This window comes from Rhizobium sp. Root1212 (assembly GCF_001424985.1).
Lineage (GTDB): Bacteria > Pseudomonadota > Alphaproteobacteria > Rhizobiales > Rhizobiaceae > Pararhizobium.
Genome location: NZ_LMDA01000012.1, coordinates 523,393 through 535,746 on the forward strand (window position 1 = coordinate 523,393; position 12,354 = coordinate 535,746).

A 12,354-nucleotide genomic window follows, 5' to 3' on the forward strand; every position below is an offset into this window, starting at 1 on the left:
CATGGCCGATCTTGATCTCGTCTTGAAGGGAACGCTGGTTCTGCCCGACCGGATCGTCGAGGCCGGCCATGTCGGCGTCATCGGCGAGCGCATCGCCGTTATCGGGCAGGGCGCGATGCCGTCTGCACGCGAAAGCCACGATCTCGGCAAGGCGCTGATCCTGCCCGGCGCCATCGATGCGCAGGTGCATTCGCTCAGCCAGAAGAATCAGGAGGATTTCATCTGGTCGACCCGCTCGGCGGCGGCCGGCGGCGTCACCGCCATCGTCGATATGCCCTATGACGAGGGCGATCTCGTCTGCTCGCGCGATGCCGTGCGCCGCAAGATCGCCCATGCGGGCGCGCAGGCCCGTATCGATTTCGCGCTTTATGGCACGGTCGATCCTGAAGAGGGGCCGGCGCGCATCCCTGAAATGGTCGAGGCCGGCGTCGCTGCCTTCAAGTTCTCGACCTTAGGTACCGATCCGAAGCGGTTTCCGCGCATTCCTGCTGCCCTGCTCGAAGATTGCTTCGCCGCCATCGCCCCGACAGGCCTGACGGCCGGTGTCCACAACGAGGATGACGAAGCCGTCCGCGCCGCCATCGAAAAGGTGAAGGCCGCCGGCATCACCGATTATCGCGCCCATGCCCTGTCGCGCCCGCCGCTGACGGAATTGCTCGCCACCAACCAGATTTACGAGACCGGTGCCGCCACCGGCTGCCCGGCCCATGTGGTGCATTGTTCTGTCGGCCGCGGCTACGATATCGCCCGCAGCTATCGCAACCAAGGTTTTCGCGCGACGATCGAATGCTGCATCCACTATCTGGTGCTGGACGAGGAAAACGACGTGCGCCGTCTCGGCGGCAAGGCCAAGATCAACCCGCCGATCCGCCCGCGCGCCGAGGTGGAAAAGCTCTGGCGGCATGTGGCCGAGGGCAATGTCACGCTGGTTTCCACCGATCACGTCAGCTGGTCGGAAAACCGCAAAACCAACCCGGATATGCTCGCCAATTCCTCCGGCGTGCCGGGGCTGGAGGTGATGGTGCCGCTGTTCATCAAGGGCGCGCTGGAACGCGGCATTCCGCTCACCCGCGCCGCCGAATTGATGGCGCTGAACCCGGCGCGTCACTTTCGGCTCGATCACGAGAAGGGCGCGTTGGAAGTCGGAAAACATGCCGATATCGCCGTGCTGACGCCTGAAGCTTACGTCTACGACGCAGCCGAAAGCGGCAACAATGTCGTCGGCTGGTCGCCCTATAACGGCATCCATCTGCCATGGCGGGTGGCGGCGACCTATAATCGTGGTCGCAAGGTCTATGAAGGTGGCAAAGTGCTGGCCGCCCCCGGCGATGGCCGCTTCGTGCGTCCGCCGGCGAGCCTGCCGCTTGCGGGAGGGATCGCGTGAGCAATCTTCCCGTCAAGGCGGAGCGCATCGTCGATAACATCGAGAGGCTGGCTGAAATCACCGAGCCGGACCGACCCTATACCCGCCGCGCCTTCACACCGATGTTTCTCGAAGGCCGGGCTTTCCTCGACCGCCAGTTCAAGGCCGCCGGGCTTGAGACCCGCATCGATGCCAGCGGCAACCTGATCGGCCGACGCAAGGGCCGCAAACCCGGTCTCGGCACGATCATGCTCGGTTCTCATTCCGATACTGTGCCGGAAGGCGGCCGCTTCGATGGCGTCGCCGGGGTTGCGGCTGCGCTTGAAGTCGCTCGCGCCTTGGATGAAGCCGGCATCCTGCTCGATCACGATCTGGAGATCGTCGATTTTCTCGCCGAGGAAGTCTCGATCTTCGGCGTCTCCTGCATCGGCAGCCGTGGCATGGCGGGGCTTATACCGGATAGCTGGCTCGACCGCAGCGAAGGGGAACTGACGCTGCGTCAGGGCCTCGTCTATGCCGGCGGCGATCCCTCTGATATCTCACAGCCGAAGCGCTCGGATATCAGCGCCTTTCTGGAGTTGCATATCGAGCAGGGACCGGTCTTGGAAAACGAGCGATGCGATATCGGCATCGTCACGGCGATTGCTGGCATCACCCGTATCGAGATTTTTATCGAGGGGCAGGCCGATCATGCCGGCACGACGCCGATGGGCGCCCGTCGCGACGCGCTGGTGGCCGGTGCTGCGCTGGTCACCGAAGTCGAGCGCGTCGCGCTTCTGCTGTCGCGGGGCGAGGGGCATTTCACCGCGACGGTCGGCGAATTTGCGATCGAGCCGAATGCCGCCAATGTCGTGCCCTCGCGCGCCCGGCTGCTGATCGACGCCCGCGCCGAGCGGCGCGAGGACATGGAGCATTTCATCGCGGAAGTCGACCGCATGGCCGTCGAGTTGCAGCGCGACCGGGGCGTGGCCGTGTCCTCGCCCAAGATCGTTTCCGACAACATGCCGACGCCGGCCGATGCCAAGGTGATGGCGGCGCTCGAAGCCTCCGCCGAAGATGCCGGCGCGCGTTTCCGCCGCATGGCCTCCGGCGCGGGTCATGACACGGCCTGGATGGCACGAATTTCGCGCTCGGCGATGATCTTCGTTCCCTGCCGCGAGGGCCGCTCGCACACGCCCGCCGAATGGGCCGAAGCCGACGACATCACCCTTGGCGCAGCCGTGCTGTTCGGCGCTGTGCGCCGCCTCGATACCGAGCTACAGGAGCAGGAGTAATGGGACGCATCTTGAAGGAGAAGGATGTCGAGGCGGCGGTGAAGGGCGGTTCCGTCTATGCCGCCGGCGGTGGTGGCTGGGCCGATCATGGCCGCATGCTCGGTTATGCCGCCGTTTCCATCGGCAAGCCGGAACTGGTTTCCATCGATGAACTCGATGCCAACGACTGGGTGGCGACGGCCGCCGCCATCGGCGCCCCGGCCTCGACCACGCCCTGGGAAATGCGCGGCGTCGACTACGTCAAGGCCGTCGAGATGTTGCAGGAGGCGCTCGGCGAAAAGCTTTCAGGCCTTATCGTCGGCCAGAACGGCAAATCCTCGACGCTGAACGGCTGGCTGCCATCGGCCATTCTCGGCACCAAGGTCGTCGATGCCGTCGGCGATATCCGCGCCCATCCGACCGGAGACATGGGCTCGATCGGTCTTGCCGGCTCGCCCGAACCGATGATCCAGACGGCAGTCGGCGGCAATCGCGAGGAGAACCGCTATATCGAGCTTGTGGTGCGCGGCGCGACGGCCAAGGTCTCGCCGATCCTGCGCACCGCCTCCGATATGTCCGGCGGCTTCATCGCTTCCTGCCGCAATCCGGTCCGTGCCTCTTATGTGAAGGCCAATGCGGCGCTCGGCGGCATTTCGCTTGCCCTCTCTCTCGGGGAGGCGATCATCGCTGCGGAAGCCAAGGGCGGCCATGCGATCATCGATGCCATCGTGCGCGCCACCAACGGCGCCATTCTTGCGGAGGGCGAAATTACCGATAAATCGGTCGTCTACACCAAGGAAGCCTTCGATATCGGCACGGTGACTCTGGGGAAGGGAGATGACTCCACGGTACTTCACGTCATGAACGAATATATGGCGGTGGAAAATGCCGGCGGCGCACGGCTCGCAACCTTCCCCGACGTCATCACCACGCTTTCGCCTGATGGAGAGCCCCTGAGTGTCGGCCAGCTGAAGGTCGGCATGAGGATTTTTGTCCTGCATGTGCCGAAGACGGTCATTCCGCTGTCTTCCAGCGTGCTTGATCCATCCGTCTATCCTTCCGTTGAAAAGGCGATGGGTATCGAGCTTGCGAAATACGCCCTCGATGGCGTGAAAGGCTGACGATGGCGCGCGATGAGGGACTGGAAGAACTGATCGAGGCCGAACTCGAAGACCTGCACGGCCTCGTGCGCAAGCGCATGTTCGGCGGCTTGGCGTGGATGCTGGATGGGCATCTGCTCTGCGGCGCGAGCGATCGCGGCTTGATGGTCCGGCTCGGCAAGGGAAATGACGGCTGGGCGCTGGCCTTGCCCGACATCGAGGCGATGATGTCGAGCCGCAGGATGCCCGGCTGGGTACGGGCCGGCCCGGATGCCTATGGCGACGACGACCTGCGGCGGCGGTTGCTGAACGATGCGATTGCATTCGTGGGGACTTTGCCGCGGGAGGATTAGCGGCTCGCGTTTCCTTCTCCCCGTAAAACGGGGAGAAGGTGCCCGAAGGGCGGATGAGGGGCTATGGCGGTATCTTCGTGAGTCGAAGCACTGCCCCTCACCCTAACCCTCTCCCCGCAGGCGGGGAGAGGGGACGACCGAGTTTCCCACCTCTTTCCCTTGTGGGGAGGGTGGCGAGAGCTTCGACACCACAAAACTCGACAGGAGACGACAATGCCGAAGCCCAATCCCCGTCATCCCGATTTCCCGATCCCCGGCGGGCCGGAGCTGCGCGCGAAGGGCTGGCGGCAAGAGGCTCTGCTGCGGCTTCTCGAAAACGTGCTCTCGGTCGGCGAGGCGCCGGAAAAGCTGATCGTTTATGCCGCACTGGGCAAAGCTGCGCGCAATTGGGCCTCCCACAAGGCGATCGTCAAGACATTGATCGAGATGGACGAAGACCAGACGCTGGTGATCCAGTCGGGCAAGCCGGTAGCGCTCCTCAAGACCCATGCCAAGGCGCCGCTGGTGATCATGGCCAATTGCAACATCGTCGGACAATGGGCCAAGGCCGAAATCTTCTACGAACTGGAGCGCAAGGGGCTGATCTGCTGGGGCGGTCTGACGGCCGGGGCATGGCAATATATCGGCAGCCAGGGCGTCATTCAGGGCACCTATGAAATCTTCATGCGTATCGCCGAAAACCGCTTCGGCGGCGACCTCGCCGGCCGCTTCATCCTGACGGCAGGTCTCGGCGGCATGGGCGGGGCGCAGCCGCTTGCCGGCCGCATGGCGGGTGCCGCGATCCTCTGCATCGATATCGACGCGGAGCGCGCCGAAAAGCGCAAGGCGATCGGCTATCTCGAACATATCGCCCCCGATCTCGATACGGCGCTTTCGATGATCGATGCGGCGGTGAAGGAAAAGCGCGCCACCTCGATCGGCCTCGTCGGCAATGCGGCGGCGCTCTACCCGGAAATCGCCCGGCGCGGCATCGTGCCGGATATCGTCACCGACCAGACTTCGGCGCATGATCTCGTCTATGGCTACGTGCCGAAGGGCATGAGCCTCGATGAGGTGAAGCGCCTGCGCGAAGATGGCCAAGGCCAGCTGATGGCCGCCAGCCGCGCCTCGATCGCCGATCATGTCCGTGCCATGCTGACGTTTCAGGAGCGGGGCTCGGAGGTTTTCGACAACGGCAACCTCATCCGCACCCAGGCGCGCGAAGGCGGGGTCGCCAATGCTTTCGATATCCGCATCTTCACCGAAGCCTATCTGCGGCCGCTCTTTGCCCGCGCCATCGGCCCCTTCCGCTGGATGGCGCTTTCCGGCGAGGAGAGCGATATCGCCCGCATCGACGATCTGCTGCTGGAAATGTTCTCGGACAACAAGATCGTCACCAACTGGATTAAACTCGCCCGCGAGCACATCCCCTTCGAAGGCCTGCCGGCCCGCATCGCCTGGCTCGGCCATGGCGAGCGCACCGAACTGGCGCTGGCCGTTAACGCGCTCGTGCGCTCCGGCGAACTCAAGGGACCGATCGCCTTCTCCCGAGACCATCTCGATGCCGGCGCCATGGCCCATCCGAACATCATGACGGAGCGGATGAAGGATGGCTCCGATGCCATCGCAGACTGGCCGCTGCTCGATGCCATGCTGCTCTGCTCCTCCATGGCCGACCTCGTCGTCGTTCATTCCGGCGGCGGCGGGTATGCGGGGTATATGACGAGCTGTGGTGTGACGGTGGTGGCGGATGGCACTGAGGCTGCGGACGAGCGGCTATCGCATGCGCTAACCAATGATACGGCGTTGGGCGTTATTCGCTACGCGGATGCGGGATATGAGGAGTCGCATGAGGAGATTGCGGAGAAGGGGATCGGGTATATTCCGCTGGGGTAGGGTTTGTTGCGTATGGGCAATACGGCCCGATGCAGGCTCATTCCGAGATCTCTACCAAGGACCTGGGGCATCGAGAATGAGATTTGCGTAACGCCGCAACGGCTCTTGAAATTCTGCAAACTTTCGGCGCCACCAATCGACACGTTTATCCTTGGCTCTTGCAAACACTCCGCCGGGCACGACAAGAAAGACGGCAAAAAATCCTATGGCAGCGGGTAAAGCGGGATTGATCCGGCACCCTACGCCAATCCCGGCGCCTGCGGATAGGCCGAGGAACGCGATCAAGGTTTTTCCTACTGCCGGCCGGAGGAATATCCAGAGAGTTGCCTCTATAAAGAGCGTAACACAGTAGAAAGAGATTAAGGCAATACGCATCCATATCCCCGATAAATGTTGTACTGAGCTGCCAATATCCTGATTGGTTGTATCTAACGCAGCGTTACCGACATTGAGGTTGTACAGTAGGGAGATTGGCAAAGATCAGATTTGCAGAGGAAATAACGTGCTTTGGTTACCTCTTTGTGATGCAAGCTTGACTGGATAGCGAAAGGGCGGCCTGAAGGCCGCCCGCATTCATCAAGCGTTGACGAGCGCAAGTTCCGCCCGCGCCGCCAATATCTGCCGCGTCGCATTGGCGGCTTCCACGCCCTTCACCACGAAATGATCCCTGAAGAAGCGGATATGCGCTTCCGATTCCTGGAAATTGTGCGGCGTCAGCACGGTCGAGAGCACCGGAACGCCGGTGTCGAGTTGCACCCTCATCATGCCGTCGAGCACGGTGCCGGCGACGAAATCGTGGCGGTAGATGCCGCCGTCGACGACGAAGGCTGTGCCGATGATCGCGGAATAGCGGCCGGTCTTGGCCAGCGTCTGGGCATGCAGCGGGATTTCCAGTGCGCCGGGAACGTCGAAAATCTCGACATCGGCAGCGTTGCCGCCGAGCTTCTGCCATTCGGACACGAAGGAATCGACGCATTGGTCGACGATATCGGCGTGCCAGCGGGCACGGATGACGGCGATCTTCTGCGAGGGGTGGGAGGCAATCGTCATAAGTTTTGGCCTTTCAAGGGTTGTGCCATTCTTCAATGGTCCCTTGGGCGAACGTACAGGCACGGCCACCCCGTAAAGAGGTTTCCGCCTGTTTGCTCTCTTCCATCCGGACTGTGACCGTCGGCTCCGGAATTCAACCGGATCTGCTGACCTTCCGGCGTGAAACCGGAAGCGCTCGCGGGCTCCGGGCATTGCTGTCCGTTACCGCCGGTGGGGAGTTTCACCCCGCCCTGAGAACTACGCCGCCGACTATAAGGCTCTGACGAGCAAGATCAAACCCGCTTGCGACATGAAGGGCGGGATTGACGACAGATTTTTCCCGCAACATGGGGATGCGGGAAAAAGCTTTGCCTATTCGCGGATGATCAGGAGATCGCTCGCGGTAAAGCGCAGCGTCACGACATCGCCGACGGCCGGCGGCACGAGGCCGGGGCTGTTGAACATGTCGAACGAAATCACACTGTCGCCGACTTTCATGCGGGTGCGGATGACCGAGCCGAGGAAGTTGGAGGAGGTGACTTCGCCGGTCAGCGCCGTATCGCCCTTTGCGCCTTCAGCAATCGAGCCCGCTTCCGGGCGCAGCGCCAGCGAGATCGTATCGCCGGCTTTCGCGGTGCCCAGCGGCTCGCGGAGCGTGATGCCCTGGTTGCCGATGGTGATGCGGTTGGAGGCGGGGTCGACGACCTTGGCCTCGATCAGGTTCAGCGTGCCGACGAACGAGGCGACAAAGCGGGTGGTGGGGCGGTTATAGATCTCATAGGGCGTGCCGACCTGGTCGGCGCGGCCGGCATTCATCACGACGATGCGGTCGGAAATCGACAGAGCCTCTTCCTGGTCGTGGGTGACGAAGACCGTGGTGATGCCGAGCTGCTGCTGGATCATGCGGATTTCTTCGCGCAGCGACACACGAATCTTGGCATCGAGCGCCGACAGCGGTTCGTCGAGCAACAGCACCTGCGGCTTCGGGGCAAGGGCGCGGGCGAGCGCCACGCGCTGCTGCTGGCCGCCCGACATCTGGTAGGGATAGCGTTCCGACAGATGATCGAGCTTGATCAGGCCGAGCATCTCCTTGACGCGGGCATCGATCTCGCTCTTCGGCTTGCCGGCGACCTTCAGGCCGAAGGCGACGTTTTCGGCGACGTTCATGTTCGGAAACAGGGCGTAAGCCTGGAAGACCATGCCGATATTGCGCTGGTTGGGCTTCAGGTTCGCCTGGCTCTTGCCGCCGATCTCGATCTTGCCGCCGGAGGGCGTCTCGAAGCCGGCGATCATGCGCAGGATGGTGGTCTTGCCGCAGCCCGATGGCCCGAGGAAGGACACGAACTCGCCCTTGTCGATGGTCATGTTGAAGTCCTTGACGACCTGAACAGGGCCGAAAGACTTCTGGATATTGGTCAGTGTGAGAAACGACATATGAGAAATATCCCTCAGGCCTTGCGGGGGGCGGTTTTGGAAAAGCGGCTGACGAGTTGGAGCAGGCCCATGCTGATCCAGGTGATGGCGAAGGCGATGATCGCGAGCGCCGAAGGCTCATAGGCCTTGTTCGCGCCGACGAGCTGCAGGTAGGGGCCGAAGGCCGGGCGGTTCAAAAGTGCGGCCATGGTGAACTCGCCCATGACGATGGCGAAGGTGATGAAGGCGCCGGAAAGCACGCCGCTCATCACATTCGGGAAGATGCAGCGGAACAGGATGGTCGGCCATTTGGCGCCGAGGCTTTCAGCGGCCTCCGTCAGGGTCGAGACGTCGATGGCGCGCATCGCAGTATCGACGGCGCGGTACATATAGGGCAGCGACAACGTCATGTAGGAGAGCATCAGCAGCAGGTTGGTGCCGCTGGAGCTATTGGTCAGCGGCAGGAAGGACGAGGAATTGTAAAGCCTGAGATAACCGAAGACGATGACGATGGCCGGGATGACCAGCGGCAAGAGCGTGATGAACTCGATGACCGGCCTTACCTGCGGAAGGCGAAGGCGCACCCAATAGGCAGTCGGCACGATCAGCAGCATTCCGAAAACGATGGTCAGCAGCGCCATCATCATCGAATAGCCGAAGGTTTCGCGGAACTGCATGTCGGAGAACACCGACTGGTAGGCATCGAAGGAATATTCGCCGCGGCGCATGCGCAGCGAGAATTCGAAGGTGCCGAGCAGCGGAACGACGAAATAGATGACGCCGATGGCAAGTGCGATCCAGGCGAGAAGGCGGTTGGTCTTCATTTCTGCCACCGTTCCGCGCGCGAGCGCAGCCAGATATAGAGAATGTTGGAAGCGCCGGTGATCACGATCATGCCGAGCGCCAGCGCATAGCCGAGGTTCGGATTGTGCAGCACGTCGCCGCGGATCTGCGCATAGAGCAGGATCGGCACGATGTTGAGCGAGGCGCCGGTCAGCGCATAGGCCGTGGCGATGGCGCCGAAGGCATTGGCGAAGAGCAGCAGCGTCGTGCCCATGACGCTTGGCCAGAGAATCGGCAGGGCCACCATGCGCCAGTATTGCCAGGTGGAGGCGCCGAGGATTTCGGAAGCTTCACGCCACTCCTTCTTCATGCCGTCCAGCGCCGGCGTCAGGATCAGTACCATCAGCGGGATCTGGAAGAACATATAGGTGATGGTCAGGCCGAAGAACGACAGCAGGTTGAAGCCGGTCGAATAGAGATTGAAGCCGAAGATATCACGCAGCAGCACCGTGACGAGGCCGGTGCGGCCAAGCGTTGCGATGAAGGCGAAGGCGAGCGGCACGCCGGCGAAGTTCGAGGCGACCCCCGAAAAGGTCAGAAGTCCCGAGCGTATCCACGACGGCAACCCGCCGAGCGTTATCGCCCAGGCGAGAAAGAAGCCGATCAGCGCGCCGCCGATCGAGGAGGCGACCGAAACCTTGATGCTGATCCAGTAGGCGCTCATGATCGAGGGATGGGTCAGGTCGGCGAGGTTCTTGAAGGTGAACTGGCCATCCGGCGTGAAGAACGCCCCCGTCACCAGATAGAGTGTCGGCAGGATGAGGAACATCAGCGCGAAGATCATGAACGGCGCTATGCCGAGCCAATCGACGACTTTTCGGCGGTCTATCAGGGTGCTCATGAAGCGGTGGTCATCCAGGCTGGAGGCGGTGGGGGAAGTTTAGCCGCAAATAATATAAGTGCAACGTATGCGTCTGAATATAAACAGGAAAACCCTCCCGCCGATGGCGGGAGGGCATAGATGCGTAAAGCCTGTTACTGGACGTTGGCGCCGACGACGCTGTCCCACTGCCCACTGATCACTTCCTTGTTGGCGGACTGCTCTTCGAGCGTCGGGAAGATTGCCTTTTCGTAAGCTGCAGCCGGCGGCAGCTTGTCGAGCAGATCCTGCGGGATCTTGCCGTTCTTGGCGAGATCGTTGAAGCGGATCGGGTGGCAATAGCCCTTCAGCCACAGGAGCTGGCCTTCGTCGGAATAGAGGTACTCCATCCAGAGCTTGGCAGAGTTCGGGTGCGGAGCAAAGGCCGAGATCGCCTGGACGTAGACGCCGGCGACGACGCCCGATGCCGGAACGACGACTTCGAACGGCGGGTTGCCGTTCAGGCTCTGGCCCCAGGAGAGGGCGTTGTAGTCCCAGGCGACGATGATCGGCGTGGAGCCTTGGGCGAACGGGGCTGCCTTGCCGACGACCGGCACGAAATTGCCCTTGTCGTTCAGTTCCTTGAAGAACTTGAGACCGGCTTCGCCAGCCTTGGAGGTGTCGCCGCCATTGGCCGAGAGGCCGGCTGCGAAGACGCCCTGGACGGCCTGGTTGGCGCTGCGCGGATCACCGGCGAGAGCAACCGCGTTGGCGTAGTCGGCCTTCAGCAGGTCGGACCAGTCCTTCGGGCTTTCCTTCACGAGGTCCTTGTTCACGAGGAACGAGAGAACGCCGTAATAATCGCCGTACCAGTAGCCGTCGGTGTCCTTGGCGCTTGCCGGGATCGAATCCCAGGTGGAGACCTTGTAGGGCTGGATCAGGCCTTCGGCCTTTGCCGAGGGGCCGAAGGAGAGGCCGACGTCGATGACATCAGGAGCCTGATCGCCGGTGTTGCCCTTGTTGGCCTTGATGGCTTCGATTTCGTCGCCCGAGCCGGCATCCGGGTTCAGTTCGTTGATCTGGATTTCCGGATACTTGGCCTTGAAGCCGGCGATGACGTCGCCGTAGCCGCACCAGCTATGGGGCAGGGCGATGGTGGTGAGCTTGCCTTCAGCCTTGGCTGCAGCAATCAATTCTGCGCTCGGCTCCGCGAAGGCAAGAGCGGGCAGGGCCACGGTGATGGCCGTGGTGAGCGAGAGCAGGCGCTTCGTATGTGACATCACGGGTGTTCTCCTTTTGTGTGTCAATCGATTTCGGCGAAACTGATAATCCGATTTCCGTGAAGCAGATAATCGGGGTAGATGAAGTTTATGTGACAGATTTATTTCAGTTTTTCTGGCTTCGTGCTCTTGGCCGCAGCAGTCGCCTGACGCGGTTTTCGAAAGGCCCGGCTTTCCTCGAAAAGATGTTCGAGCACCGCCATGCGCTCGCGCGTCTCGGTCCATTCGCTGCTTTGCACGGCCTCGATCAGCGCCTCGACGATGAACAGGCTGACGACCGAGGAATCCCAGGCCGAGGGTGCTTCGATGTGGACGCGGAAGACATGGGTGGCGTTTTTGGCGACCGGCGAGGCCCATTGGTCGGTGAACAGGATGATCTCCACGCCCCGTTCCCGTGCAGCGCCGGCAAGAGCCTCCATTTCCTGCTCGTAGCGCCTTATATCGAAGATCACCAGCACGTCGCCCGGCTTCATGTTCAGCACGTAATGCGGCCAGCCGCTGGCATTGGCGGCGATCTGGGTCACGCCGGGTCGCACGACCTGGAGATGGGTGAAGAGATATTCGGCCAGCGCCTTGGTGATGCGCCCGCCGACGACGTAGACGTCGCGCCGCCGGTCGGCGACAAGTGCCGCGGCGCCGTCGAAAACCGCCGTTTCCAGCTGCGACAGCGTTTCGCGCATGTTGGTCATGATCGCGTCGGCGAAACGGTTGAGCGTATGGGTTCCCGGCGCATTGGCGGCCCAGCGGTCGTGCTTGGCGATGGGGCTGGAAAGCGTAGCCTCCAGCTCGTGGTGCAGGCAGGCCTGGAAATCGGGAAAGCCGCGATAGCCGATCTTCTGGACCATGCGGGCGACCGTCGGCGTCGATACGCCGGCATTCTCGGCAACCGTGGTTATGCTGCCGAGGCCTGAGACCGGGTAGTTGTCGAGAAGCGAGTTCGCCAGCTGCTTTTCGGCGCGCGTCAGCCCGTCGAAATGAGCGGCGATCACATCCGAAACGGAGGTCGATGCGTGATCCAAGTCTGAATTTCCCCTCTGGCGGGTCTT

At 62.1% G+C, this 12,354-nt stretch carries 12 protein-coding genes and 1 riboswitch; of the genes, 5 read left to right on the forward strand and 7 right to left on the reverse strand.

Features of this window, described 5'->3' with window-relative positions:
* Window position 1: 1 nt before the first annotated feature.
* The 5 genes from ASC86_RS14515 (at window position 2) to ASC86_RS14535 (ending at window position 5,944) form a co-directional block, all read left to right on the forward strand.
* Complete coding sequence (locus ASC86_RS14515) at window positions 2-1,384, forward strand: amidohydrolase family protein (RefSeq protein WP_056322256.1); 1,383 nt, start codon at window positions 2-4, stop codon at window positions 1,382-1,384.
* Window positions 1,381-2,637: a Zn-dependent hydrolase gene (locus tag ASC86_RS14520; protein WP_056322259.1), complete on the forward strand. Its 1,257-nt coding sequence runs from the start codon at window positions 1,381-1,383 to the stop codon at window positions 2,635-2,637. The genes ASC86_RS14515 and ASC86_RS14520 overlap by 4 nt, the downstream gene beginning before the upstream one ends.
* A complete protein-coding gene (locus ASC86_RS14525) occupies window positions 2,637-3,737 on the forward strand; it encodes a DUF917 domain-containing protein (protein ID WP_056322261.1) in 1,101 nt (366 codons plus the stop codon). Before ASC86_RS14520 ends, ASC86_RS14525 begins: the two co-directional genes overlap by 1 nt.
* 2 nt (window positions 3,738-3,739) lie before the next feature.
* Window positions 3,740-4,069 carry a TfoX/Sxy family protein gene (locus ASC86_RS14530; RefSeq protein WP_056322263.1) on the forward strand — a complete coding sequence of 110 codons (330 nt, stop codon included), beginning with the start codon at window positions 3,740-3,742 and terminating at the stop codon, window positions 4,067-4,069.
* A gap of 213 nt (window positions 4,070-4,282) precedes the next feature.
* Window positions 4,283-5,944, forward strand: a complete 1,662-nt coding sequence (locus ASC86_RS14535) for a urocanate hydratase (protein ID WP_056322265.1) — start codon at window positions 4,283-4,285, stop codon at window positions 5,942-5,944.
* 51 nt (window positions 5,945-5,995) lie between these two features.
* On the opposite strand, the gene ASC86_RS25840 is transcribed toward ASC86_RS14535, so the two are convergent.
* From ASC86_RS25840 to ASC86_RS14565, 7 genes are all read right to left on the reverse strand, one after another.
* Window positions 5,996-6,319 carry a hypothetical protein gene (locus ASC86_RS25840; RefSeq protein ID WP_156387054.1) on the reverse strand — a complete coding sequence of 108 codons (324 nt, stop codon included), beginning with the start codon at window positions 6,317-6,319 and terminating at the stop codon, window positions 5,996-5,998.
* A gap of 201 nt (window positions 6,320-6,520) precedes the next feature.
* Window positions 6,521-6,994, reverse strand: a complete 474-nt coding sequence (locus ASC86_RS14540; protein WP_056322269.1) for a 6,7-dimethyl-8-ribityllumazine synthase — start codon at window positions 6,992-6,994, stop codon at window positions 6,521-6,523.
* 90 nt (window positions 6,995-7,084) lie between these two features.
* Window positions 7,085-7,236, reverse strand: a riboswitch (FMN riboswitch).
* 109 nt (window positions 7,237-7,345) lie between these two features.
* A complete protein-coding gene (locus ASC86_RS14545) occupies window positions 7,346-8,407 on the reverse strand; it encodes an ABC transporter ATP-binding protein (protein ID WP_056322272.1) in 1,062 nt (353 codons plus the stop codon).
* Between the two features lie 14 nt (window positions 8,408-8,421).
* Window positions 8,422-9,210, reverse strand: coding sequence for an ABC transporter permease (locus tag ASC86_RS14550; RefSeq protein WP_056322274.1), 789 nt, complete (start codon window positions 9,208-9,210; stop codon window positions 8,422-8,424).
* Entirely contained in the window at window positions 9,207-10,070 is an 864-nt protein-coding gene (locus ASC86_RS14555) for an ABC transporter permease subunit (protein ID WP_056322277.1), read from the reverse strand. Before ASC86_RS14555 ends, ASC86_RS14550 begins: the two co-directional genes overlap by 4 nt.
* 134 nt (window positions 10,071-10,204) lie before the next feature.
* Window positions 10,205-11,311: an ABC transporter substrate-binding protein gene (locus ASC86_RS14560; protein WP_056322279.1), complete on the reverse strand. Its 1,107-nt coding sequence runs from the start codon at window positions 11,309-11,311 to the stop codon at window positions 10,205-10,207.
* Window positions 11,312-11,409: 98 nt separating this feature from the next.
* Window positions 11,410-12,327, reverse strand: a complete 918-nt coding sequence (locus tag ASC86_RS14565; RefSeq protein WP_056322282.1) for a MurR/RpiR family transcriptional regulator — start codon at window positions 12,325-12,327, stop codon at window positions 11,410-11,412.
* Window positions 12,328-12,354 lie beyond the last annotated feature (27 nt).